Origin of the sequence: Polyangium spumosum (assembly GCF_009649845.1) — a bacterium.
Classification (GTDB): domain Bacteria; phylum Myxococcota_A; class Polyangia; order Polyangiales; family Polyangiaceae; genus Polyangium; species Polyangium spumosum.
Window position 1 is genome coordinate 398,488 of sequence record NZ_WJIE01000003.1, and the last position, 24,781, is coordinate 423,268.

The 24,781-nt window shown below is 69.9% G+C and carries 26 protein-coding genes; 12 read left to right on the plus strand and 14 right to left on the minus strand.

Features of this window, described 5'->3' with window-relative positions; all coding sequences use genetic code 11:
• Positions 1-16 precede the first annotated feature (16 nt).
• From GF068_RS11650 to GF068_RS11715, 14 genes are all read right to left on the minus strand, one after another.
• Positions 17-367, minus strand: a complete 351-nt coding sequence (locus GF068_RS11650) for a hypothetical protein (protein WP_153819440.1) — start codon at positions 365-367, stop codon at positions 17-19.
• Between the two features lie 12 nt (positions 368-379).
• On the minus strand, positions 380-1,006 hold the full coding sequence (locus tag GF068_RS11655) for a DotU family type IV/VI secretion system protein (protein ID WP_153819441.1): 627 nt from the start codon (positions 1,004-1,006) through the stop codon (positions 380-382).
• Positions 1,003-2,619, minus strand: coding sequence for a type VI secretion system baseplate subunit TssF (locus GF068_RS11660; protein WP_153819442.1), 1,617 nt, complete (start codon positions 2,617-2,619; stop codon positions 1,003-1,005). The genes GF068_RS11655 and GF068_RS11660 overlap by 4 nt, the downstream gene beginning before the upstream one ends.
• 9 nt (positions 2,620-2,628) lie before the next feature.
• Entirely contained in the window at positions 2,629-3,210 is a 582-nt protein-coding gene (locus tag GF068_RS11665; RefSeq protein WP_153819443.1) for a hypothetical protein, read from the minus strand.
• 6 nt (positions 3,211-3,216) lie between these two features.
• Positions 3,217-4,851, minus strand: a complete 1,635-nt coding sequence (locus GF068_RS11670) for a hypothetical protein (RefSeq protein WP_153819444.1) — start codon at positions 4,849-4,851, stop codon at positions 3,217-3,219.
• 22 nt (positions 4,852-4,873) lie between these two features.
• On the minus strand, positions 4,874-5,233 hold the full coding sequence (locus GF068_RS11675) for a GPW/gp25 family protein (RefSeq protein WP_153819445.1): 360 nt from the start codon (positions 5,231-5,233) through the stop codon (positions 4,874-4,876).
• A 27-nt stretch (positions 5,234-5,260) separates the two neighbouring features.
• Positions 5,261-6,535, minus strand: coding sequence for a type VI secretion system baseplate subunit TssK (tssK, locus tag GF068_RS11680; protein WP_153819446.1), 1,275 nt, complete (start codon positions 6,533-6,535; stop codon positions 5,261-5,263).
• Positions 6,536-6,547: 12 nt separating this feature from the next.
• The gene (locus GF068_RS11685) at positions 6,548-7,117 is read right to left on the minus strand and encodes a hypothetical protein (RefSeq protein WP_153819447.1); all 570 of its coding nucleotides are present in this window, start codon (positions 7,115-7,117) and stop codon (positions 6,548-6,550) included.
• Between the two features lie 43 nt (positions 7,118-7,160).
• Complete coding sequence (gene tssC / locus GF068_RS11690; protein WP_153819448.1) at positions 7,161-8,807, minus strand: type VI secretion system contractile sheath large subunit; 1,647 nt, start codon at positions 8,805-8,807, stop codon at positions 7,161-7,163.
• A 15-nt stretch (positions 8,808-8,822) separates the two neighbouring features.
• Complete coding sequence (locus GF068_RS11695) at positions 8,823-9,761, minus strand: type VI secretion system contractile sheath small subunit (protein WP_153819449.1); 939 nt, start codon at positions 9,759-9,761, stop codon at positions 8,823-8,825.
• A gap of 179 nt (positions 9,762-9,940) precedes the next feature.
• Positions 9,941-10,837 carry a type VI secretion system baseplate subunit TssG gene (locus GF068_RS11700; protein WP_153819450.1) on the minus strand — a complete coding sequence of 299 codons (897 nt, stop codon included), beginning with the start codon at positions 10,835-10,837 and terminating at the stop codon, positions 9,941-9,943.
• 3 nt (positions 10,838-10,840) lie between these two features.
• Positions 10,841-11,842: a type VI secretion system protein IglI family protein gene (locus GF068_RS11705; protein ID WP_153819451.1), complete on the minus strand. Its 1,002-nt coding sequence runs from the start codon at positions 11,840-11,842 to the stop codon at positions 10,841-10,843.
• A gap of 38 nt (positions 11,843-11,880) precedes the next feature.
• A complete protein-coding gene (locus GF068_RS11710; protein WP_153819452.1) occupies positions 11,881-13,533 on the minus strand; it encodes an AMP-binding protein in 1,653 nt (550 codons plus the stop codon).
• A gap of 60 nt (positions 13,534-13,593) precedes the next feature.
• The gene (locus GF068_RS11715) at positions 13,594-14,703 is read right to left on the minus strand and encodes a hypothetical protein (RefSeq protein WP_153819453.1); all 1,110 of its coding nucleotides are present in this window, start codon (positions 14,701-14,703) and stop codon (positions 13,594-13,596) included.
• A gap of 135 nt (positions 14,704-14,838) precedes the next feature.
• On the opposite strand from GF068_RS11715, the gene GF068_RS11720 reads away from it, so the two are divergent.
• The 12 genes from GF068_RS11720 to GF068_RS11770 are packed head-to-tail and all read left to right on the plus strand — an operon-like array spanning position 14,839 to position 24,739.
• Positions 14,839-15,234, plus strand: a complete 396-nt coding sequence (locus GF068_RS11720) for a hypothetical protein (RefSeq protein ID WP_153819454.1) — start codon at positions 14,839-14,841, stop codon at positions 15,232-15,234.
• A gap of 4 nt (positions 15,235-15,238) precedes the next feature.
• Positions 15,239-16,180: a hypothetical protein gene (locus tag GF068_RS43525; RefSeq protein ID WP_170319434.1), complete on the plus strand. Its 942-nt coding sequence runs from the start codon at positions 15,239-15,241 to the stop codon at positions 16,178-16,180.
• The gene (locus GF068_RS43530; protein WP_170319435.1) at positions 16,177-16,767 is read left to right on the plus strand and encodes a 4Fe-4S cluster-binding domain-containing protein; all 591 of its coding nucleotides are present in this window, start codon (positions 16,177-16,179) and stop codon (positions 16,765-16,767) included. Before GF068_RS43525 ends, GF068_RS43530 begins: the two co-directional genes overlap by 4 nt.
• A complete protein-coding gene (locus GF068_RS11730; RefSeq protein WP_153819455.1) occupies positions 16,764-17,945 on the plus strand; it encodes a hypothetical protein in 1,182 nt (393 codons plus the stop codon). Before GF068_RS43530 ends, GF068_RS11730 begins: the two co-directional genes overlap by 4 nt.
• Entirely contained in the window at positions 17,942-19,159 is a 1,218-nt protein-coding gene (locus GF068_RS44220; protein WP_206079452.1) for an eCIS core domain-containing protein, read from the plus strand. The genes GF068_RS11730 and GF068_RS44220 overlap by 4 nt, the downstream gene beginning before the upstream one ends.
• A gap of 30 nt (positions 19,160-19,189) precedes the next feature.
• Complete coding sequence (locus GF068_RS11740) at positions 19,190-19,855, plus strand: hypothetical protein (protein ID WP_153819456.1); 666 nt, start codon at positions 19,190-19,192, stop codon at positions 19,853-19,855.
• Positions 19,856-19,910: 55 nt separating this feature from the next.
• Positions 19,911-20,645 (plus strand): class I SAM-dependent methyltransferase, encoded by a 735-nt coding sequence (locus GF068_RS11745; RefSeq protein ID WP_153819457.1) that lies wholly within the window; start codon positions 19,911-19,913, stop codon positions 20,643-20,645.
• 5 nt (positions 20,646-20,650) lie between these two features.
• Complete coding sequence (locus GF068_RS46995) at positions 20,651-21,631, plus strand: glycosyltransferase family protein (protein ID WP_170319436.1); 981 nt, start codon at positions 20,651-20,653, stop codon at positions 21,629-21,631.
• Between the two features lie 7 nt (positions 21,632-21,638).
• Complete coding sequence (locus GF068_RS11755) at positions 21,639-22,790, plus strand: glycosyltransferase (RefSeq protein ID WP_153819459.1); 1,152 nt, start codon at positions 21,639-21,641, stop codon at positions 22,788-22,790.
• The gene (locus GF068_RS11760) at positions 22,787-23,233 is read left to right on the plus strand and encodes a glycosyltransferase (protein ID WP_153819460.1); all 447 of its coding nucleotides are present in this window, start codon (positions 22,787-22,789) and stop codon (positions 23,231-23,233) included. Before GF068_RS11755 ends, GF068_RS11760 begins: the two co-directional genes overlap by 4 nt.
• Entirely contained in the window at positions 23,230-23,808 is a 579-nt protein-coding gene (locus GF068_RS11765; protein WP_170319437.1) for a glycosyltransferase, read from the plus strand. Before GF068_RS11760 ends, GF068_RS11765 begins: the two co-directional genes overlap by 4 nt.
• A 49-nt stretch (positions 23,809-23,857) precedes the next feature.
• Positions 23,858-24,739, plus strand: coding sequence for a class I SAM-dependent methyltransferase (locus GF068_RS11770; RefSeq protein WP_153819462.1), 882 nt, complete (start codon positions 23,858-23,860; stop codon positions 24,737-24,739).
• Positions 24,740-24,781: the final 42 nt, after the last annotated feature.

Consider the following 24,781-nt stretch of genomic DNA (forward strand, 5'->3'; position numbering starts at 1 on the left):
GCGCCTCCTCGCCGCCTTAACCCCCCGCAGGGCTTCGTGGCCCGGCGAAGAAAAAAGCCTCGAGCACATCCTCCAGCCGATCGAAGGCGAGCGCGAGCGCCTCCGGGTCCCGCTCGTCGGGGGGCGAGGCGAGGGCCTCGCGGAGGGGTTTTACGAAGGGCGCGAGCACGGTCTCGGGTACGACGCCCGCGGCGGCGGCCTCGATGGACGCGAGCAGGGCCGCCGCGTCCGGCGGAGGCGGCGAGCGGGGCGCAGCGAGGGCCGGGGCGCATGGCGGCGGCGGAGGCGCGGACGGACGGCGCCCGCTCGCTCGCCATCGCGCGAGCAGCGAGGATTGCGCCTCACGTTCCTTGTCTCCGGACGCCATTGCCCCGGCAGTTCACCACAGAAGGGCGACGAGGGCAAAAACCGCGTGAAAGCCGGCCGCCACGCCCAGCGCGAGCAGCCCGTACCGCAGCGCGGCCCGGGCCCGGACCGTGGGGGCGGCGCTCGCGCCGGCCGGGGCGTCGCCCCGCGGCAGGCACCGCGAGAGCCTCTCTTTGCACGCGCGGATCTCCTGCGGATCGTCGAAATGGCGCCCCACGAAGCCAGATTCGAGGCAATGCAGGTAGGTCGCGACGACGAGCGGCTCGGGCTTGCTCTCGGGGACGAGCAACGCCGCGCGCTCGAAGAACTCGTCGCCGCCGTCGGTCTCGCCGAGCAGATCCCACTGGAGGAGCGGCCACGGCGGGCTCTCCGGATCTCCCTCACGCGCGAGCCGCGTCTGCACGCGTTCGTCGAGGAAAACCACGAGCGGGACGAGCACGGCCTCCAGGGTCGCGGGCGAGACGAGTTTGTCGAGCTTCGTGTCGAGATCGTCGAGCCTGCGCCGGAGCTTTCCGCGGAGCGCCTCGACGTCGCGGGTCTTGTGGTTGCGCACGGCCGCGTCGACGATGCGCCCGGTATCCTCGATGCAGGCGACGACCTCGGCGAACGCGCGGGGTTCGAGCGTGCCCGTTTGGCTCATGGTTTTGCTCCGGCGAGCGCGCGCTGGCCCGTCACGGGGCGCGTCGTGATCTCCACGTCCACGGGCTCCTCGGTCCAGGCGTCGAGCAATGCGGCGACCTGCGCCGCGAGCCTGCGCACGAGCGGCGCCTCCTCGGGGCTACGCTGCTTCACCGCGAGCTTGTAGACGCGCCGGATTCCGCCCGCGCGCCGGGCCGGATCCGGCGCCTCGCGTGAATCGAGCTCGTCGACGAGGTGCGCGAAACCTCGATACGGCCCGTCCCCGCTCGCGCCGAGGATCTCCAGCATCCCCACGAGGTCCCGCCGCCCGAGGGCCGGGCGCATGCGCAGCGAGAGCACGTCGAGCGTGCGCGCCGGATCGTGCACGAGCGGGCTCTCCGAAGGCGCGCGCATGTTGCCCACGAGCCGGAACGATACGCCCGGCAAATGCCGCGTCTGCAGGCCGAGCGCGAGCTTGCCCGGCGACGCCGACCAGAGCACCGGCTGCGAAAAACGCGCCTCCGCGAGCACCTTGCGAGGCGCTTCGAAGGCGCCGTCGATCGAGAGCCGGAGCGTGGTCGTCCCGTCCCCCTCCTCGATTTCGTAGGTATCCCCGTCCGCGGCGAGCGCCGCCGGCAGGAGCGGCACGAGCCCGCGATCCGTGGCCTTGTAGACCCCGCGCACCCCCGAGGGCTCCACGCCTTCGAGCAGCGGCGAGGGAGAACGCACGGGCGCCGCCACGCGTGTCCCGTCCCAGAGGATCGGCTCGGCGAAATCGACCCACGCGTTCTCCACGGGCACGACGTGCAGGCGGAAGGTATCGTTCGAGACCGACAAACTCGTGGGGAACTCCTCGTCGAGCTCCAGGAAGAGGTCGAGCGTGTCCCAGGCCGCGCGCATCGGCGGCACCTCGACCTGCACGAAGAGCTCCTGCTCGGGGAGGTGGAAAAACGATCGAATGCGGGCGAGCGGGCCGCGGTCGTCGCCGTCCTCGAGGGCGCTCCCGCGCGGGGGCCCGAAGGAGGCGCGGCAGGTGATCTCCGGCCCGTCCGCCGTCGCCACGGCGAAGGCGCGCACGAGGTGGCGAGAGAGCGCGTCGTGGAGCGCGAGCGAGGCGCGGTAATCGTCGAGGCGCCTCACGTAAAAGGAGAGCGCGGCCGGGTTTTTCCAGGAGCGCCGCGCGCGGAGGCGGATGCGCACGTAGAGCCGCCGGTTCTGCTCGACGAGCCGCGCGCCCGCGACGTCGATCGGCAGGATCGGGAGGGGCCGCATCATCGAAAAGAGCCCCACCTTGCCCTCGGCCGAGACGGCGCGCAGGAGCGTGCCGCGCGGCAGGATCGCGGGCTCGACCCGCTCCTCGGAGGCCACGCATTCGACCATCATCGACGCGGGCGACGAGACGAGCAATTCGTCGAGGGTGCCGGCCGCGATACGCCGCACGGCGGCGGCCGTGGCCCGCTGGGCGGCGGCGCGGGTCCGCGCGGAGAAAAAGGCCTGCGCTTCGAGGATCCGGCGCACGTCGGGATCTTCGGCCCCGAGCGAGAGCGCGCCCTCCGCCTCGCGGCGCGCGGCGAAGGCGTCGAGCGCGGAGAGCTCCTCGAGGAAGAGCGCATTCAAGGTCTCGGCCTCTGCCATCGTCCCCTCCTATCCGAGGTTCACCAGGTTTCCCTGCACGTTCGTCATGCTGCCCTTGAGGGTCGCGATCCCCGACGATTCGAGGTTCATCATTCCGTCGGCCTTGGCCTCGATCATCGCGCCCTTCGCCGAGATCTGCGTCGTCCCTTCGAGCGAGAGCGTCGCCGTCGTCTTCAGCGACGCGCCCGCGCTCTCGAGCGTCAGCGTATTCGTGCTCGCGCCCGTGAGGCCGACCTTCGTCGTCCCCTCCACGGTCACGTCTTGCGCCCCCGAGATGGCCACGTTCGCGTCCGAGGTGATCGTCGCGTCCTTCGTGCTCTGCACCAAAAACGTGTCCTGGCTCGTGAAGCTCGACGCCTTCGTGGAGGTCATGGTGATCGTCTCGTCGGCCGTGACCTCGAATTGCTTGCAGGCGATCGCGATCTTCTCCGACGTCTGGGTGATCGTGCTCGTGGCCGAATCGCCGGCGACCTTGATCTCGATCTTGGTCCCGTCCATCACGATGGTCTGCGTGATGCTGGCGTCGGCGTTCACCACCGTGAGGGTGATCCCCGCCGCCTTGTCCATCTCGATGGTGCAGACGAGCGGCATGACGGGCTACCCCTCCGTCTCCTCGACCTTGAGGGTCATCTTGCCCTCCTCCAATCGGAGGAGCACGGTGTCCTTGTCGTTCGTGCGGAGCACGCGCAGGACGGGCTTGTCGTCCTGATAATCGTGGAGCACGGAGGTGTTGTTCGTCGAGGTCTTCCCGAGGAAGAGGTGCTGCCCCTGCCCGTCCTTCGCCACCTTCGCCTCGGCGCGCCAGTCGATCATCCGGACGACCGTGGACCTCGTGAAATCGAGGGCCACGAGCACGCGCTGGTTCTTGTAGAGCGGCAGGTACAGGTTCCCCGCCCCGCTCTCCGGCTCGTACGGCGCGCTGATCTCCTGATCTTCGAAGAGCGGAATCTCGACCGTGTACTGATCGATCGAGGTATCGGCGTCCGTCGCGAAATCGTACGTGATGTCGGTGTCCGCCCCGATCGCGCTCACGACCTTGCCTTCGAGAAACCCGGGGAAGCGGGGATCCACGCTCGAGGGCAAACGGACACGCGCTTCGCTCTTCTCTTCGAGCCGCGCCGTGCATTCGAGCGAGAAGTTCGCCCGGGTGTCGCCGTAGGTGCGCTCGGGCCCGTCGTCGGCGGCGCGCGCCTCGAGCGAGAGGAGAATCACCCGGAACGACTCGGTCGCCGCGATCAAATTCGAGCTGTGGCCGCCCGTGGTGGAGATGTCGACGAGGCTGCCGGGGGAGACGGGCACCGTGGGGAAACGCCGGAACGAGAGCTCGACCTCGCGCTTCGGCAGGAGGGGCCGCGCCGTCTCCAGCGTGACCCGATCGTCGACGTCCTGCGCGATCGGGGTGCGGAGCAGGGTATCGCGAACCATACCCGTGGCCGCGTTCGTGTTGTCGATGAGGTTCGTCGCCGTGCTCTCGGTGCAGGAGTTCAGGACACGCGGCTTGTACCGCGGGACCTCGGGGAACAACGAGGTCATGGCCGAGAGGTCGTCGAGGAGCAGCTCCTTTGCCTCCCCGCTCGTGTCCTTGGCGCCTTTGATCGAATACGTGCCCTCCGCGTGATCAAACGTGAACACGCCATTTCGGTGGCGGACGTACCAGATCACGAGGTCGTAGAAGCTCGAGCGCGCGGCGGGGTCGAGGTGGAAGAAGATCTGCGAGGCCGTCGTCGTGACGACGTCCCAGTCGTAGGTCAGGCTGATCTTGTCGCCCTTGTGCGCCTCGATCACGTCCTTGAACGACTTCTGCGTGTAAAGCGCGCAGGGGAAATGTTGCCTCCAGAGGGCCTGCGCCGGGTCCACGAACGTCACGCGGTACCGCCGGAAGAGGACCGCCGGCTCGTCCATCACCCGCTGCGTCGTCTCCTCGCGGACCGACTTTTCGAGCACGATCCCGCTCGTCGCGAGCTCCGCGTCGTCCGCCTCGGTGCTGGTCTCGAGGTGCCCCGGCTTGATCGAGATCGAAACCTCGCCGAGGTCGGCCTTCACGAAATCCGCGAGCAGGTCGTCCGTGTATTTCCCGCCCCAGGACGAGTCGTCCTGCATGACGAACTCGACCGAGCCGGAGACGCCCCACGCCTCCATCCGCAAGGAAAAACCCCGCACGTTGCCGCCCGGGATCACGTGCGCCGTCCCCCCCACCGAGAGCGAAAGCGAGATCTCGAGGTTCTCCCTCAAGGCCCCCCTCCCCCCGCAGGGCCTACCCGCGGCGCACGGAGACGTTCCGGAAGACGCTGTGAAAAAACACGTGATACGTCACGGGTTTTCCCCCGACGAGCCCGGTGAGCGAGAAACGCACCCAGAGGCCCCGATCGCGGCCGCTCAAGGAGAGCTTCGGCTCGCAGAGGCGCGGCTCGTACGCCCGCACGACGCCGAGGATCTCGGCGCAGAGCTCGTCGAGCAGGGGCTTCGTCGCGAAATGGCCGTCGTACCGGCCGAGCCCGTACACCTCGACCGGCGAGGCGTACCCGCCCTTCGCGTTGAGCGAAGCCTCGAGGTTGCGCGCGATGCTCTCCAGCCGGGGCTCGTGATCGCCCTTGAGCTTGCCGTAAAACGACAACGAAGGCCTCCTCCGCGGTCCCTTCTATCACGACCGCCTCCAGGAGAGCAGCACCGACAAGCCTTCGAGCTCCCTGGGCATGAGGAAACAGATCGCCTTCTCCCGGAGCACGGCCCCCCACTCGCGCGCGTCCTCGCCCGCCCCGGAGCCCGCCCCCGCGATCCGATAAAAATCCACCGGCCCGCCGAACCGGTGTCGAAACGGCGGATTCGGCGAAGACACGAGCCGCATGCCCCGGAGCGCGTGCTCACGCACGAGGCGAAGCCGCCCCGGGCTCGAGAGGACGGTGCCTTCGAGGGGGAGTTTGTCCGAGGTGCGATGCTTGAGGACCACCACGTAAAGCTCGGTGGCCCCGAGGGCCTCTTGCGGCAGATCCCCCGCGACGAGGCGCCCATTCTCGGCGACGAACGAGATCGCGGGCTCCTCGGGCAGAGGCACCCGGGCGCGCGCGGAGATCTCGTCGAGCACGAGGTTGAAGACGCGGGCGAGATCGTGGTGATCGTAGGCAGGGGGCGAGAACGGCGCGGAGCGCTCGTCGAGCAGGCCGAGCTCCAGCGCGAAGCCGCGCAGCGCCGAATACACGGGATACGGGTGCAGGTGCAGCCCGCGATCGATGTCGCCGAGCAACGCGCCGAGCTTGCGGGCCTCGACGCGCACCCGAAAGAGCGACGTCGCCGAGTTGCCCTGCGCGATGGCCTCGAGCGCGAGCTCGTCGAGCGCGCCTTCGATCTCGGCGAGCTCGCCGCGCAGGCGCTCGAGCCGCCGCGCGAGGTAAGGCGTGGGCCCAATCCGCACGAGCGGCGGGATGAAATCGGGCGAGAGGCGGAACTGGCCCCCGGTCGTGAGCTCGAACTGGCCGAGCTCGGCCCGGCCCATGCTGCCCTCCATGCTCGGCTCGCAGGAGAGCACGACGCGAAGAGAGACGCGCGGGATCTCCTTGGGGGAAGGCGGCTCGAGCGCCCCCTCCGCGCTCTCCTCGTCGTCCGGAGGCAATACGTGGGCGAAGACCTCGACGCGCCTCTTCCCGGCGGCCTTGAGATCGAGCGGCGCGCTGAGCCGGGCATTACCCGGCACGTCGACGAGGGAGCCGTCCGGCAGGACCGCCGTGAGGCCAAAGACCCAGAGCACGCCGCTCCTGGGGTCGTCGCCGTTCCATTCGAGGCGCGCGATCCCGGTGAGGGGCAAACCAATATGACCCGCGCGCAGCGCGGCTTCGGCCGAGAGCGCCTCCTCGAGACCGAGGAAATGCTCGGGGAGCAGGACCTGCCCGATCCGCCATTTCGGCCGTGCCAGCGCCGCCACGGTTCGTCCCGGCTAGCTCTGCGCCAAGCCCCAGAGCTTGGCGAAGTTCTTCCCCTTGCCGACGGCGACCTGGAGCGACTGCGCCGAGGGCTGGGGCTTGATACCGGTGTTGAAGGTGAAGTTGATGGGCGACTGCACCTCGGTGGAGGCGTCGTCCGCGACCGAGAGGTTCAGGTCGTCGCCCCGCTTCTCGAGGATCCCGTTCATGGTCGTCGAGTTCGAGTGGAAGCAGAGGTAATACTCCTTCTGCACCGGGTCGTACTCGTAGACCGAGAACTGGAACGTGACGAGCACGTTGGTCATCGACGTGTAGATCAAGAGCGCGATGCTCTGCTTGTTGGTCGCAGAGACCTGCCCCGTCAGATACACCGCGTCGGTGACGCCCGTCTCCCAGAGGATGTCCCGGAGGACCGCGACGACCGCGAGGTCCTCGGTCGGGTTCATCGGGTTCTTGCACGTGAGATCGGCGGTGAGCTTCGTGTCGCCGACCTTCAGCTCCGTGATGAATCCGACGGACGTCTGCTTGTCCTTCTTGTAGTTGAAGCCCTGATAAACGTCGAGGACTTTACGAAATTCCGGCATGGCCGCTCATCCTTTCTACGGTTTGTCGCCCTTTACGCCCGTCTCAGGGCCCGCCCAGGGCCGCTTCGAGCCGGAGCTCGACGTCCATTCCTTCGAATTGCGCGTGCGGCAGGACCGAGATGATCGACTTGTACCAGCCGAACGGACCAGGCTTCGGCTCCACGGTGACGTTCACGGCCTTGAACGGATAGAACCGCAAGGTCAGGTCGTCCGGGTTCACGACCGTCGTGACGTAGCCGCCGAGCCAGTTGGCGAGCACCTGCTGGATGTACGTCCCGTCGGCCGTGCTGCCGATGTACTCGCGCATCATGCGCTTGACGAAATGCGCGATGCGCGTGATCGAGAACGTGTACGCGAGGTTCGTCACGAGGTGCGCGTTCTTCGTGCTCAGGTCCTCCACGAAGGTGCGCGGCTTCTTGATCGACTGCGAGCTGAAGAACGTGGCCACCGACTCGTTCTTCTTGTGCACGAGCGGGATGAAGCCGCTCGAGGCGAACTGCAGCTCGCGGTAATCGGGGATCGCGATCTCCACGGGCGGCTGCACGTTCTCGTAGCCGTTTTTCTCGTACGTGTAGACCGTGAGGCCCTCGACGATGCCGCCGCCGCGCGGGCCGCGGATGTGCTGGGCCCAGCCGGATCCCTCGAAGGAGCGGACCATGTTCTTCGCGAAGAGGATGGCCGCGTTGCCCCAGAGGAAATTGCTCGCGTCGTCGGTGCGGCCCGGATGAACCGTCTCCTTGTAACCCACGGCGTTGCCCGGCTCGAGCTTGTACGCGTGGCCGTAGGGGCGGCGCAGGAGGTACCGCGGCAGCACGAGCCCGATGTACGCGGCATAGTCGGTGTCGCGCAGCTCGTTGTATTTGCCGAAGTGCGGGTGCGTGAGCACCGCTTCGAGGTCGCCGATCTCCGCGACCTCCTGCATCGTCTTGCAGGGCGTGAAGAACGTGGGGGAGACCGCGGAGACGAACGGGCAATGGGAGGCGTTCGCCACGCGGCCCATGGCCCTGAGCCAGTCGATGTCCTCGTCCGACGAGTCGAACTCGTAGAGGCCGATCATCGTGGCGAAGGGCTTTCCGCCGTACCGATCGTACTCCTGGATGTAGACCTTGTTGAAGAGCGAGCCGCCGAAGATGTCGGTGTCGTGATCGATGACGTCGGCGCCGATCTCCGCCTTGCTCCCGTCGAGGAAATCGATGATGACGTCCTCGCTCTCGACGCCGGACGCGAGGTGGTGCAGCCCCCGCCACGTCGACTCGAGCGCCTGGAAATCGTCGTCGTGGAAGACGTCGTCGAGGTGCTTGCCGAGCTTCTCGTCGACCTTCTGCGCGACGAGCGCGATCGCCTCCACGACATTCGAATAACTCGCGAAGGCGTGCAAGGGATCGATGTCGTCGCCGCGCGAGAGCGTGAGCTCGTCGCTGCAGTTGACGAGCAGCGCCGCGAGGTCGTTCATGAACCGCGCGCCGTCGTTGATGTTGACGTTGCGATCGTCGAACTTGAGCGGGGCGAGGGCGCCCGAATCGTCCGAGAGGGTGAGCGCGCCGGGGTCCGGCGTCGCGGGCGCGGCCGCCGGCTGGACCTCGCTGATGAGCAGCTTCAGCGAGTCGCCTTCCTTGAGATCACCCGGGGTCTCACCGAATGCGCCGAGCAGATCCGCCTTGAGCTCTTCGGCTGTTCTTTGCGTAGACATGATCGTTCCTCGACCTCAGATCTCGAGCATCTTGTAATTGTCCTTCGCCCACTTCTGGAGCTCCTTGAGCCCGTCGGGCGAGGCGATCGCGCGCTTCATCTGGGCCCGCAGCTCGGGGCGGTTGCGCAGCATCGACTGGAGCTCGAGCATCATCAGCTTGATGACGCGCAGGCGCTGGAGCTCGGGGATGCTGCTTGCCACGGCGTCCGGCGAGAAATCCCTCATCGACGCGAAGGGCACCGTGCGCTCCGCGCTCACCGGGATCGGCTTCGTGAACGAGAGGACGAAGACCCGGCTCTTCGACGTCTCGTCGTCGTTCTCGTCGGCCACCGGCGCGGGCACCTGGTCCGCGGGGAGCACGATCTGGCGATTGCGCAAGAGGCCCGTCACGAGGCCGACCTTCTTGCGGGTCGACGGATCGACCGTATCGCCCACGACCTCGCCGGAGAACGTGATCGTCGCGCCCTGAACCGTCAGGTTGCCCGCGTCGTCGATCGCGCTCACCTCGAGCGTGCCGCCCACGACGATCTGGCCGTCGACGCGGCTGAGGCCGTTGTCCTCCGGCGTGCTCTCGAAATGCGCCGCGCCGGTGATCGGATACTTGCCAGGCTCCTTGCGGGCGATGGCGCCGCTCGGGACCGTGCAGACGATACGGTCGAGCGTGACCGTGCCGGGCAGCGTCGATTTGAGGTGCGAGAGCGCCTTCGGCAAATGCCAGGTGGGGACGACTTCGTGGAGGTGATCGTCGACGGTCGTCCCGCGCTTGATGGAGCGGACGCTCCGCTCGGAGAGGGCCGGGAGCAGCCCCGCCGCGCGCTTGGAGCGGCCCTCGAATTCACCCAGGACCAGGATCCGGTAGGGCAGCTTTTCCTGCTGCGGCGTGCCGGTGATGTTGGTCCGGTAGGTGATGGTGAGCCTGGACTTGAAGATCTGGTCCTGGATGTACTTGCTCAAGATCGGTTCTCCTTCCCCACCAGTCGTGGAAACGACACAAGACGCCTTCCGGTTTCACCGGTATGCGCTTGGGCCCCCCTCGTGAGAAAACCCGAGGACCGAACCGTGGGGGCTCGGGGCTTTACGGTTCCAATCGCGCATACGGTTTCACGAGCGCGCTCGTCGGGACAAATTTGCCGTCACATCGAGCGATCGGGCGGGCGCCCCTCGAACAAGGTGTGGACCTCGGAAGGCCTCGATTTCGCAAGCGGATCCCAGCCGAGCTCGCCCGGCCCGCGGACGACGAGCTTGCCCGACGCCTCGTGATCGACGAGCAACACGCGCAGGTGAACGGCCGCGCCGGAGAGCGCGGGCAGGACGCGCGCGAAGAGGCGCGCGCGGGCCTCACGGGTCCACGGCTCGTCCGCCCAGGTCCTCGACGCGTCCGTGACCAGAATGGCGTCGACCCCGGGCACCGAGACCTCCGCCTCGCCGCCGAGCGCGGAGATCCCCAGCGTGGCCTGGCCGATACGCGCGTCGGGCGCCGGCAGGCGGCGCTCGTGCCCGGCGCGCCGCACCGATACTTCGAGCTCGGGATAGACCTTGCGAAAGAGCCAGCCGAGCGTGATCGGCGACGAGGGGCGGGCGAGCGTGAATGCCGAGCGGCGCAAGGAGGCGTGGCGCGGCACGAGGCGCTCGTTTTCGACGGGCGCGCTCGCCTCGGCGTGATCCCCGAGGAGGCGGTGATCGGCGAGCGCGACGACCCCTTCGAGCGAAGGGCCCGCGAGGGGATGCGCGAAGATTTCGGTGAAATAGGAGGGCAGCGGGGTCGTGACCGCGCGCAGGCCGAGGTTCAGCGTGATCTCGATCTCGGCCCCGACGAACGCGACCGCGCGTACGAGCGTGGGCTCGAGCGCGAGCGAGGGGTGGCTACGAAATCGCAGGCGACGCTCGGGGAAACGCGAGCGGAGCAAGGCGACGAGGGCCGGGAGCTCGAAGGCGGGCGCGGCGCGCGATAGAGCCTCCTCCAGCGCGGCGACCCCCGCGCCGGCAGGCGCAGGCGGCATTTCGGAGGAGAGCGGCGACGGCCCGTCCATGCGTCAGGTCCCGACGAAGGCGTCGAGGTCGACCTGGTAGAGCTGTTCGAGGGCCTGCCACGCGGGGCCGCCCTCGGCCTCCCAGTGGGGCGCGATATCGCCGATGTGGGACGAGAGGAGGCGGAAATGGGGCGCGAGCAGCGCAGGCAGGTAGAGGCGCGGATCGAAGCGCTCGACGACCCGGCGCACGTCCTGGGCCACGATGGCGGCCTTGCCCATCTCGCCGCGCTGGACGAGCAGCTCGAAGGCCTCGAGCTTGCGAATGAACTGCTCGAGCGCGGCCGAGACCTCGATGGTGCGCACGGGCGGCGCGCTGGGAACTGGTTTTTCGGAGTCGTACAATGACTCGGGCGCGAGCGGCTCCTCGGCCTCGGGAGGGGCCGCGGCCTCCTCCTCGATCGGCGCGAGGGAGGGCGCTTCGGGCAGCGGCTCCGCCGGGGCGGGCGGAGGCGCAGGAGGGGGCGGCGGCATTCGCTGGAAGACGCTCTCGGTGCGCGCGCGGAGCGCGGCGAGCTCACGCACGCAGAGCGAGGATTCGATCGCGGCCGTGAGGGCCCCGAGCGCCGCCTCGGCTTCGGCGGCGGTCCTCGCTGGCAAATCGCGCGGGATCGTGGCGGCCCAGGTCTTCCACGTCGCGTCACGCTTGGCCTCGTGGAAATCGATCGAGGCGCGGATCCCTCGAAAGAGCAGCGTGAAGGCGGAGTCGGCGACGCGCGCCTTGCGCTGTTCCGGGCGGAGCGCGCGAAAACCCTCCGCGAGCGACAATCGCGTGATCGCGAGGATCTCGGGCAACGCGGAGGGGCCACGCTCGGCGAAGACGCCGAGCAGGAAGGCCGCGACGAGCCGAGCGTCGGTGGCGCCGTCTTCGATCAGGAGGGCGGCGCGCTCGGCGGCGGCGCGGAGCTCGCCCCCCTGGGCGAGGCGCAACGTGTCGTCGACGGCCGCGGAGGTCGCATCCATTCCAGGGCCGGCGAGGGCGCGCGAGACGAGGTTCGGATCGAGCATATCGAAGGCCGCGGACCGGACGTGTATGTCGGGACGAACTAGGCGTCCCCGAGCAACTGCGCCCGGAGGGAGGTCAGGTCACGAAACACGGGGCTACCCGCCTTCCGCAGGAGGGTGCCCGAGGAGTATTGCCGATGGCACCAGTCGAGGTCCACTTCCTGACCGACGCGCCGCGGGTGGAGGGGGAAGACGTCCACCCGCTCGGGGAGGAAATCCTCGCCGAGATCGGCGCGGATCGTGCGGGAGACGAGGCTCTGGACCTCCTTGTCGGAGGCCCCGCTCGCGCCGGTGAAGACGAGCAGGACGAAGGCCCAGCCGGCGCCCGGCTCTCCCGTGGGCACGGGCACGACGGCGGCGCCAGCGACGCCGGGCAGCATGGAGACGCGGGCCGTGACCTCGCTCGCCGGATAGACACGCGCGGCGCGGCGCGGCAGCAGGGTCGAGCCATACAGGAACTCGGTCCCGAGTTTGGCCAGAATGAAGAATCCTTCTTTTTCCGGCGAGGGGACGAAGATCCCGGTGCCGCCCACGGCGGGCTCGCCGCTGCCGCCGGCGTCGAGGAGGGCGTAAGGGCGGCCGGGCGCGGGCAAGGCGCGGGCGCTGCTGCTGCCGGGGCGGCGGGTCGAGAAGAGCAGGCAGCCGCCCGAGGCCGCGTCGACGAGGACATTGCCGACGAGGACCCGAGCGAGCTCGTTTTTTTTGACGAAATCGTTGTGGACCACCCAGTCGAGCGGCTCGTCGACGCTACGAAAGGCGTGGCGGAGGCGCGAGAGGCGCGCGGGCCTCCCGCGGAGGTGGGCCGCGAGGGCAGGCGAGACGCCGAGCGTGGTGATGGGCGCTTTTTCGAGGAGGCTCGGGTCTTCTTCGATTTCAGAGATCTTCAGATGGTGAAACGTCGCGCCCGCGAGCCAGGTCGACAGGAGCAGGGCCGGCATGTGTTGCTGCATCATAAAGCCCGGCGCCGCGAGGGCGTCGCCCGGGCCGATTCGATAGGCGAACACGGCGTCCCGCAGCGCGTTCTCGAGCGCCGGCGCGGCGGGGAGATCGACGGGGACGAGCACCGGCGCCCGCAGCGGGGAGAAGAGCCGGGCGCAAGGTTCGTCGGGCGCGTACGCATACGGAGGGGCGCGCAAGGCCGGGCCGCCCTCGACGAGGGGCAAGGCGAGCTTGTCGAAATCGCCGAGCGGCGGTGGATCATCGGGATCGAAGACGACGTGCGCCGGCGCGAGGGCCAAGAGGCGCGCGACGAGCGCGTGTTCGCCCGCGGGTTCGAGGATCGAGACGCAGAGGCCGAGGCGCAAGGCCGCGGCGAGGGCCACGACGAACGCGGGGCCGAGGGGAAGGACGAGGGCGATCGGCGCGCCCGCCTTGGCGCCGCGCTGCGCCCAGACGGCGGCGCACGCGGAGGCGCGGGCGTCGATCGCCGAGAACGAGAGCGAACGCGGCGCGGAACGTTCATACCAGACAAACGCCGGCCGACCCGCAGCGACGTGACGAGAGATGGCGTCGTGATAGAGATCCTGCGGGTTTCCTGGGCGGCTCCGGAGCGGCGGCCCCTTTTCGCAGGCGAACGCGAAGAGGTCGGACCAGAAGGGATCGGGGGACGCGCAGCTCTCGGCGAGCCAGCCGAGCGAGGGGACGTCATCCTCGCGGGAGAGGTCGAGGCTCTGGACGAGGGCGGGGATCTCCATGCGGCGCCGGGGCAGACGAGCAGGACGCTCGCCGCGGGGCAAGTTTTCCGCGAAGAGGCCTCAATTGCAGGTGGCGCCGTCCACGAAGCACTTCTGGAAGTTGCAGCGGCATTGAACGGACCGGCCGCCCGGCAGGTCCGTGGTCCAGCCGTCCTTCCCGCAATCGGAGAACGAGCACCGCGTGCGGGCGGTTTCACCACCAGGCAGGTCCGTATCCCAGCCATTCTTCATGCAATCGGAGAACGAGCACCGCGTGCGCGCCGTGGTCCCGTCCGGGAAGCTCGTCTCCCAGCCGTCCTTCATGCAATTGGAGAACGAGCAGCGCGTGCGCGCCGTCGTTCCATCGGGGAAACGCGCCTCCCAGCCGTCCTTCAGGCAGTCGCCGAAGGAGCAACGCACGTCGATGTCGCCCTCGGGCGTCGAGGCCGTCCAGCCGTCCTTCAGGCAATTGCTGAACTTGCAGCGGCCCGAGGCGAAGACCGCGGCGGACACGTAACGCGTGGTCTTCGCCTGCGCTTTTCGTTCGACCTCCCGGGCGGCCGCCTCGGCGGCGACACGCTCGGCTTCGGCCTTGCGGAACCGGGCCACGTCGCCAGCCGCGTTTTGCCATTTCAGCTTCTTCGCGTCATCGTCCGCGCGATGGAGGCACTCCCCCACGAAGGAATGAACGTCGGCCGCGGGGACCTTCGACCTCACGCGGGGGCAGGCCCGGAGGACGACGGCGTCGGCCTCGGGGAGCTTCGCGACATCAACGAGCAGGTCGAAGAGCTCGAGCGAAGGAGCCTTTTCGATCGCATCGTCGAGGTAGCCCAGAGCCTCCATTTCGAGCTTCGGCACCTCGAATTCGCCGCGCCTCGCGGCCTTCGTGCCGCGTGCTTCGATGACACGCTCGGCGAAGCCTCGGGCGTCTTCGACGGGATCTTTTCCCTCGGCGATCCTGGCGCGCAGCGACGCGAGCTCGTCCTTCAGCTCCTCCGCGCGCTCGTCCTCTTTGTCTTGCGCCTCTCGCGCCTGCGCGTCCGGCTGGGCGCGATTCTCCGCGGGGAGCGGGACCGGCTCGGGTTCTCCGAAGCCGCTCGTTTGCACGTGGAGCGGGATGAGCGAGCATCCCATGCCGAGAGAGAGGGGGAACGCGGCGACGAGGGCCCATCGGCGGGGAAAGCGCGACATTTCGAGTGGATCGTACGCGAATCCCTCGGACGGCACAACCACGCGATCCGCGCCTTCGCCACCTTCTTGGCCCTGCCCTCGGGGCGCCTGGTACCCTCGTCCCGCCGGCGGGGTAGGCCCGACCGGAAGGCCCGCATGCTGGTCACCCTTCGTATTCGAACGACGCGCGACGAGGGACGCTCTGCGCTCTGCGAGCTCACGCTGGACCGCCGGCAGAGCTTCTCCGCGCTCGCCGCGTCGCTCTTCACGCAATGGGAGATCGAGACCGGCGGGCCGCGGCTCGACCCCGAGGATCGGGATGGGCTCCTGCGGCGACTCGAAGGCTGGCTCGTCACGCACCGGCACGACCTCCGCTGCGGGCAGGCGCCCATTTTCGAATACACGTGCCTCCGACCACCTGCGCCGCCCGCGAAGCGGCCCCGCCCCCTCCCCCGCCCCGCCGAAGCGCCTCCTTCCCCGCCCGGAGACGACAGCGGCGAGGATGGAGCATTGAAGCGGATCGAGGCCCAGATCGATTGGCAAGGGAGCTAGGGCCATGAGCGGGGTGAAATCGCTGCGCATCCGGTCAGGAAAGCGGGACGAGCAGGCCCTGCGGAGGGCCGCGGCCGAACGAGCCAAGAAGGCAACCGAGCAGGCCTCGAAGGTGGAGGCTTCGAAGCCGCCCTCGAAGGCCGTCTTGCCGAGGTCGGCCGCCGTGGAGGCCTGCCTCCGGCGCGCCGAGCGGGCGCTCGGGCTGTTTTCGGCTTGCGGGGCGCTCGGCATTCCCCTCGATCGAGAGGCAGAGCAGGCCCGACGCGAACTCACCGAATTCACGCAAGAGCCGGACGCCGCGCGCATCGGCGCCGTGGAGGCGCTCGCCCTGCGTGCCTCGCCGCGCTCGCTGGAGGAGGCGATCGCGGCCCGGCAAGAGGCGCTCGCGCGGGCGCTCGCCGTGCTCTCGGCGCCCGAATGGCAGGGACAGCTCGAAGCGTTTCGGCCCGGCCTCGCGGACGATCTGCGAGGTTTGGCCGGACGAAGGGTCGAGGAGAGCGCCGCGCATATCGCGGGCCTGCTCGGCGAGCTCGACGCGCTCCTCGCGGCGCGAGCGCGGGCGCGGGTGGTGTCGATTTGCGAGGGCGGAGAGGCGGCGGGGCTCCGGGCTTCGGAGGTCCGCTTCGAGGCGCGGGAAGGCGCGTTCGTCGCCGAGCTCTCCGACGATCACGGCGTCTTCGCGCGTATCGCGGAGCACCTCGTGTCGTGGGCCGCGCTCCCGGAGATCGACGCGATCGAAATGCGCGGGCCCGCGGAGTGGGACGGCCCGGCCTGTGTGCACGGGGGGTATGCCGACGTGCTCGGGGCGCTCCGCGCGCAAGGCGTCGAGGCCGAGCTCTACGCCGAGGACGGGCGCGCCTTGTGGCCGGCGGGCGGCGACGGCGCGGGCGGCGCCGAGGTTGTCCTGCAAAACGTGACGGTGACGGGGAGGCACGGTTCGTCGTGACGGACCTTTTGCTGAACCTCGCGGACGCGGTCGCGCCGTCGCGCGCGAACGGCCCTGGAGCACGCGCTGTTTTCTGGGCGCAGGGCTGCTCGCTCCGGTGCCGCGGTTGCCACAACCCGCACACGTGGGGACAGGCGCCGCGGCGCGTATGCACCGTGAAATCGGCCGCGTCCTGGGTGCGCTCGTTTCCGGACTTGCGAGGGGTCACGTTGAGCGGCGGCGAGCCGTTCGAGCAGGCGCTCGGCTTCGCGGCGCTCTGCCGCGCGCTCCGGGCGGAGGGCGCGGACGTCGTGGTGTTCTCGGGTTTTTCCCGGGACGAGATCACGTCCGAGGTGCGGCCACACGCCCGAGAGCTCCTCGCCGAGGTCGATCTCTTGATCGACGGCCGATACGAGGCCGATCACGCGGCGCGGCTGCCCTTGCGGGGCTCGTCGAACCAGGGGCTGCATTTCTTGACGGACCGCATTCGACCCGAGGAGATCGAGGGGTTGCCCGCGGTGGAGTGGATCGGCAAGGGCGAGCGGGCGCGCGTGACGGGGTTTGCCCTCCGCGCCCTCGGCGCGCGGATCGCCGAGGGGCGAACATGAGCGGGAGCTCCGCGCCGGATCGAGATCACGAGCCTTCGATCCTGCTCGTCGGCTGGCGTCGGTCCGGAAAAACCCGGACGCGAATGCGGTGGAGCCAGTATGCCCGCATGGCGCCGGTGACGGCCGAGGGGATCGGGCCTCCGCGCGTGGAGACGGGGGCGAGCCCGGCGCCGACGGCGGCGGTGACGGAGCACCGCGTCGAGATCGGCGAGCGCGCGGTGCGGGTCCTCGATGTGCCGGGGGCGATCGTGGACGCCGCGCGGGACGAGGCTGGGGCGCTGCGCGATACGCTGGAGGCGCGGGCCGGGCGCGTCGGGGGGATCGTGTTATGCGTGGCGCCGCCCGCGCCGCCGCGCGGAAAAGGCGTCGTCTCGGGGCACGTGTTTCCGTCGCTCGTGCCCGCGTATGGAGAGCTTTTCCCCGCGGGCGAAGGGACGGCCGAGCCCGTCGCGGCGCAGCTCCCGGAGGTGCAGGCGCGGCTCGACGCCGCGATGGCCTTCGTGGAGCAATTCGCGGCGCGCCTGGGCCGAGATGCCCGCGACATCCCCATTGCCGTGCAGATCCAGTACGCGGATCTGGTCGCGCTCGGAAGCTCGGACGACGAGGACGCGGCCGCGAGGGATCAGCTCTTTGCGCGGTATGGCCGGATGTTGCCAGCCGATCGCGGCGCCCTGACGAACCCCGCGCACATCGAGGCGCGACGGGCGGAGGCCGCGGCGGTGGACGCCGAGGTGTCGGCCCTCGCCTCGGACATCGCGCTTTTCTTGCGGGCGCGATGGCCCGAGCACGATTTCTGGTTTTCCGTGGCCGCGAACGTGGAGGACCCGCTGGGGCATCGGAGCGCGGCCGCGAGCCTCGTGTATCTCGTCGACCGGACGCTGGGCGAGGAGGCGCTCGCGGAGGCGCGCGCGCGGCGCGAGGAGGCGCGACGCGTGGAGCTTTTACGTCGCGCGGAGGCACGAAAGGCCCTGTTGCAGCGGTTTCGGCCGGCGCTCGTCGTATTGCCCGCGCTCGTCCTGCTCCTCTTCGCCGCGAGCACGGTGACGCTCCGGGGCGAGCCCGAACCTGCTGCTCCTTTGCTGGTCCGCCGCGTGCGGTGGTACGTTCAATCTCATCTGGCCCCGGCGGGCCCCGGGCACGGCCCCGGCTCCCGCGCTTCCCGGACGCGAACGCCATGAGCCCGAAACACCGCGTCATCCAGGCGTGTTATCCTGCCAATCGAATCCCCGCGTCGATGCTGGCGCAGGCCTTCTTCCGGCCCCACGCGACGAGGCCGCCGCACGCAGCAAAAGCCATCCAGCGGAGCGCCCCCTCCGCCCCCCCGCACCCGGCGACCGTGACGCAACGAAAAAGCGAGCCGCGGGGGATGACCCTGCGTCCGCCCCACGCCGCGACGGCGCCTCGCGGCGGCGCCGCATTGCAGAGGCGCGGCGCGGATGAATCGGCCGCGTCCGGCGCGGCCCAGCCCTCGGGCGTACACGCGTTCCAGCCGCCCGCGGGTTTCCTCGAAGGCAAGCAGGCCTGCGAGGGGCAGCCGCTCCCGCCCTCGGTGCTCCGCAAGATGGAGAGCTTCTTCGACGCCGATTTCACCGACGTGCGCGTCCACGTCGGCGGCGAAGCGGCGTCCATCGGGGCGATCGCGTTCACGCTGGGCGCCGACATCCATTTCGCGCCCGGGTTTTACGAGCCACACACGGTGCGGGGGCAGGAGCTCCTCGGGCACGAGCTGACGCACGTGGTGCAGCAGCGCGACGGGCGGGTGGCGAACCCGCTCGGCGATGGGATCGCGGTGGTGCAGGATTTCGAGCTCGAGGCCGAGGCGGATCGCATGGGCAAGGCCGTGGCCACGGGGCAACCGAAGATGGCGGCGAGCGCGCGCCCCTTCCCCGCCTTCGGGCCGCCGGCCGAGAGCGTCGGTCGCCTGCAAATGCGGGCGGCGCAGGCGAAGGGCGCGGACTACCGGCTCATCTTCGGGACGTACATGCACGAGGACCAGCATTTGCCGGAGCCCCTCTCCGGCCACAGCTTCGTGGCCCTGGAGGAGCCGGGCGGCGAGCGGCACGCCTGGGGTTTTTCTCCCCGGGATTACGGCGAGTACGACCCGCACCGCGACCTCGGCAAGCTCATGTCGGGCGTCCCGGGCGTGGTGCACGACGACAGGTCGGCATTCGAGAAGCCAGGGGTGCGGGTCAAGGAGTATACGATCGACGCAGCGCAGGCGCAGGCGGCGATGTCCAAGGTGGCCGAATACCAGTCGGGGCGGCACCGGTTCAACCTGCAATGGAAGCAATGCTCGGCCTTCGCGCTCGACGTGCTCCGGGCGGCGGACGTGAAGACGCCGGTGAGCGGCGCCGTGCGCGGGCCACGTGACGTGTACGAGAAGCTGCGATAAAGTACATTCTGAGCGGCGGAGGAAACGGCGATGGCGAGCGAAGAGGGCGACGGGAGAAAGCAGCGGGCGCCACACCCGGCGACGGTGCAGAGGAAAACGACGGCGCAGCCCGGGAAACGACCGAGCAGGCCGCCGCATCCGGCCACGGTGCAGAAGAAGGCCGCCGCGCCGGGCGGCGCGCGAAAGGAGAGGTCGCCGCATCCGGCCACGGTGCAGAGGACGAACGGTTCGACGTCCGCACAACGCGCGGCGGCGCCTGTCGGGAAAAACGGCGCGTTCACGCTGGCGCCAGGCTCGTCGCTTTATCACGCCACGACGTACGCCGGGCTCAACGTGCTTCTGCGGTCGGGGGTCCGGCCCACCGTGAACGAGCGTACGGGCGCAGTCTTCCCGACGTCGACCTCGCTCGAATCCGGACGCGGAGGCCTCTCGGGTTCGGGCGCGGTGCTCGAGCTCAGGACGACACGCGCCTTGCAGGGCGGGCGTGACGCGAAGCCGGCGGCCTCGGCCGAGCCGGCCCGAGCCGAGACGCCGCCCGATTTCGCCGTGGATCGGCGCGGCGCGCGTTCGCTCCAGTGCAAGCTGCATCCACGCGCGCTCGACGCGCTCGAGCCCGTGGCCGTGCACCTGCGCGACGCGCGTGGCGCCTGGGCGCGGTTCACGGTGGCGCAGTATCGCGAGATGTCGGCGGGCTGATCCGCTCGCGCGCCCTTGCTTTGGCGCCGCGGGTTCATCACCATGCGGGTCGCACATGGCGTCGCTCGACGACATCACCAAGCGTTACTACGAGACGACGGCCTCGCGTGGCCACCGCCCGACCGCCCGGTACTACGAGACGAGCGCCGCCGGCCTCCTGCGCCGCCTCGGCCCGTGGCTGCCCGCGGATCCGAAGACGCCGTGCCTCGACCTCGCCTGCGGCTGCGGCGAGCTCATCTTCGCGCTCGAACGCCGCGGGTTCGACCGGACGCACGGGGTCGACCTCTGCGCCGAGGAGCTCGACGAGGCCCGCAAGTTCGTGCGCGGCGAGCTCGTCCTCGGCGACGTCGTCGACCACCTCGCCGCGCAACCGGATGGCTCTTTTGGCTTCCTCACGGCCTTCAACATCGTCGAGCACCTGCCGAAAGAGCGGCTCGTCGACTTCTTCCGCGAGGCGCGCCGCGTGCTCCGCCCCGGCGGCGCGCTCGTGGGCATGGTGCCGAACGCCGTCTCTCCCTTCGGCGCCGCCGCGCGTTACTGGGACATCACGCACCAGATCGCGTTCACGCCGAACAGCATCACGCAGCTCGCGGCGATGACGGGCTTTGGCGACGGCGTGGATTTTCGCGAATGTGGCCCCGTGCCGTACGGCGTGAAGAGCGCGATCCGTTACGCCGCCTGGCAAATGATGCGCGGGGCGATCGCGGCGTGGTTCCTCGTGGAGAACGGGGCCTCGCGCGGGGGGATTTATTCGTCCGACATGCTCTTCCGGTTGCGGAAGGGAGCCTGAGCGCCGTGCGTATCCTCGTCCTCGGCCCGCGATTCGCGGACGGCTTCGCCGACAACGTCGCCGAAACCCTCGTCGAAATGGGCCACGAGGTCCTCGGGGCGGCGGAGGTCGATCACGCCGCCTACTGGTCGGTCCCGCGCCGCGCGCTCCGGATGGTGGAGGAGCGGGTGTTCGGGGACGCGCCCTTGCCGCAGGATCGCAAGCTGCTCCGCCTCGCCAAGGATCGCCGCCCGGACGTCCTGCTCGCCCTCACCTGGGACGTGCACCCGGAGATCCTCGACGAGCTCGGCGCGATCGTCCCTGGGCGCCGCATTTTATGGTGGGGCGACGCGCCCGCGAACAGCCGCAGGTTCGGGCTCGTGAATCCCTTCTGGGACAAGGTCTACGTGAAGGACCCGGACGCCGTGAAGAAGCTCCGGCTCGCGGGCAAGGAGACCGCGCTCCTCCACGAGGCGATGAACCCGCGCTGGCATCGGCCCCTGGCGAGACAAACGAGCGACGCCGTGGTCGTCGCGGGGAACTATTATGCGTTCCGCCAGGCCGTGCTCTCGCGCCTGCTCCGGGACGGCGCGCGGCTCGAGCTCTATGGCGCCGAGCCGCCGCCCTGGTCGGCGAAGGAGATCCGGGCGAGTTTTTCCGGGAAATACGTCGTCCGCGAGGAGAAGAGCCGCGTGTTCGGCTCGGGGATGGTCTGCCTCAACACGTTCGCACTGGCGGAGGGCAACTCGCTCAATTGCCGCGCCTTCGAGATCGCGGGCGCGGGCGGCCTGGAGCTCGTCGAGTTCCGGCCGACGCTCCTGCAATGTTTCGAGCCGGGCAAGGAGGTGCTCGCCTTCGAGACGTACGAGGAGCTCTGGGGCCACCTCGAACACGCGCGCCGCTTCCCGGCCGACATGCTCCCGATCCGCGAGGCCGGCGCGCGCCGCGCCCTCGCCGAGCACACGTATCGCCACAGGCTCGAGAAGATCCTCGCTGATCTCCGCTAGTGCTTCGATGTCCCTCCGCGTCCTCCACGTGATTCCGAGCTTCTGGCCCGCGACGCGGTATGGCGGCCCGATCGAGGGCGTGCTCCGCCTTTGCCAGCGCCTCCTCGGCCTCGGCGTGACGGTCGAGGTCGTCACGACGGACGCCGACGGGCCGGGGAATCTCGACGTGCCCCGCGCCGAGAAGACTCTCGCGGAGGGGGTCCCCGTCCGTTATTTCCCGCGCAGGCCGCGCACCCGATTTGCGTTCTCGGCGCCGCTCGCGGTGCATCTCGCGCGGGAAATCCAGCAATGGGATCTGGTCCACGTCACGGCCCTCTTCTCGTTCTCCTCGGCCGCGGCCATGGCCCTCGCGCGGCGCGCGCGTGTGCCCGCCGTCCTCTCGCCGCAGGGCACGCTCATGCCCTGGGCCCTCGGCTCGAAGCGCTGGAAAAAGGCGCCGTATTTCGAGCTCGTCGAGCGAAGGAACGTCCTCTCCGCCGCGGGCGTCCACGCGACGAGCGAGGAGGAGGCGCGCGAGATCCTGCGGCACGTGCCCGGCGCGCGCACGTTCGTCGTGCCAAACGGTGTCGACCTGCCCAAGTCGCTCCCCGACGTGCCGCGCGAGCGGGCGCGGATCGTTTTTCTGGGCCGCATCCACCCCGTCAAGGGGTTCGACGTGCTCGTGCCGGCCCTCGCCCGCGTCGCGGCCGTGATGCCCGAGGTGGAGACGCTCATCGCCGGCCCGGACGAGGATGGCGAGCAGGCGCGCGTGGAGGCCCTCCTCGCCCGCGCCACGCCGCGCCCCCGCGTGCGGTTCCTCGGGCCTGTGTACGGGAAAGACAAACAGGCGCTCCTCGCCTCGGCCGCGGCGCTCGTTTTGCCCTCGCACGGTGAGAACTTCGGCATCGTCGTGGCCGAGGCCCTCGCCGCGGGGACGCCCGTCGTGGTGAGCAAGAATTGCCCCTGGAGCATCCTCGAGGAGCGCGGCGCGGGGCTCTGGGTCGAGAACACGCCCGAGCGTGTCGCCGAGGCCCTGCTCGCCATCCTGAACGACCGCGGGCGGGCCCGGCGCATGGGAGAAGCGGGGCGCGCCGTGGCCGCGGCGTTCGCCTGGGATGCCATTGCAAAACAGATGCGAGGGGCTTACGAGGACATCGTGGCGCGCGGGAGGCGGCCGTGAAGATCCTCGTCGTCTCGTCGGTCGGCGGTCACCTGACCGAGATCATGCAGCTCGCCCCGGTCCTCGCCGGCCACGAGGTCGTCCTCGTGCTGAACGACGAGGCCCCCTTGCCCGATTTTCCGTTTGTCCGGGTCTACCGCATCGCCCACGCCGAGAGGGACGTCCGCGTGCTCCTCAACCTGCTCGAAGCTGCGCGGATCCTGCGCCACGAGGATCCGGACATCGTCCTCTCGGCCGGCGCGGGCCCGGCGGTCCCCGTCGCGCTCGTCGCGCGGATCGGCGCGCGGGCGCGGGTCGTGTTCGTCGAGACGGCCGCGGCGATCGTCCGCCCCACGCTCACGGGCCGGCTGATGGCGCCCCTCGCGCACCGTTTCTTCTATCAATGGGACACGCTCGCGTGGTTCTTCCCGCGGGCCGAGAAGGCGAGCATTCATTTCGGATGAGGATCTTCGTCACCGTCGGCAATGCGCTCGTCCCCTTCGACCGGCTCCTCCGCTGGGTCGACGAGGCCACGTCCGCGCTGCCCGTCCCCGTGGAGGGCGTTTGCCAGCGCGGCCCGAGCCGGGTTCGTCCCGGCGCGCTCACGCCGCGCGAGCACCTCTCGCGCGCCGAATTCGAGCGGGAGATGAACGACGCGGATGTCGTGATTTGCCATGCGGGCGTCGGCACGCTCTCGGACGCCATTCGCCGCGGCCACCGCCCGATCGTCGCCCCGCGCCGCGCGGCGTTCGGCGAGATCGTCAACGACCATCAGCTCGAGATCGTCGCCGCCCTCGGGGACGAAGGGCGCGTCGAGGTCGTCGAGGACGCCGGATCCCTGCGCGCGGCGCTCCTCCGGTATACGCGGGGCGAGGTGCGGCGGGGGCCTCCGCGGGACGAGGATCCTCTGCGGCTCTTGCCCGTCGCGCGGGCGATCGCCGAGGGCCCGGCCCGCGCGCGGCCGCCGCTCCTCGGGAGCCTCGCCTTGCGGGCGCTCGCGGCCCTCGGCCCGCGGCTCGATCGGCTGCGTGTACGATGAAACCACGCGCTTGCCCCCGCGGCGCCCTGCCGCTACGTTCCGCGGCGCGATGAGCACGACGAGCGAAAGCAATGCGGCCCCGACGTGCCGGATCTGCGGAGCGCGCGCGGCGGAAGAGTGGTTCGACGAGATCGCATGTTTCCGCTGCGCCACCTGCGGCACCGTGCAATCGCTCGTCCTGCCCACGGTGGAAGAGCTCGCCCGGCATTACGCTGGTTTTTCGGAGAGCTACACGGCGGGCATGGGCGCCGAGCGGTTCGCCCGCGAGATGCCGAAGCGCCACGCCGCGAAGCTCGCGCTCGTTCGCCGGTACTGCCCCGGAGGCCGCCTGCTCGACGTCGGCTCGGGCGAGGGCGGGTTCCTCGCGCAGGCCCTCGAAGCAGGCTTCGACGCCGTCGGCTGCGATTACTCCGTTCGGAAGGAATATCCGCCCGGAGTACGGGTTTTTCCGGGCAACCTCGACGCCGAGGGCGGCTTGCCCTTCGAGGACGCGAGCTTCAACGCCGTCACGTCCTGGGCCGTGATCGAGCACGTCCGCGACCCCCACGCCGCGATGCGCGAGGTGCGCCGCGTCCTCGAACCCGGCGGCTTTTTCTTCTGCGACACGCCCCTCTGCGGCGACGCCTCGGAGCGCCACGTCGCGGCGCGCTCACACTGGTTCTGCCCTCCCGAGCACATTCACGTGTTCTCGTACGGATCGCTCTCGCGCCTCGTCTGGGCGGCGGGCCTCGACGTCGTCCATTCGACGCCCTCCTTCGAACGCTCGGCCCCGCGGTACGTCGCGCGGCGCCTCAGAAACCTGCTCGTCGGCGCCGTCCTCGGGCGCGCGCTCCGCCATTTCGACCCGGGCGCGTGGAGCCGGAGACGGCAGAGCGTGGTCACGCAGATCGGCGACATCCAGCTCCTCGTCGCGCAGAAGCCGGGGGCATGACCGTGCGGCCCGCTTGCTCCCCGGCCGAGGCGCCGCTAATTT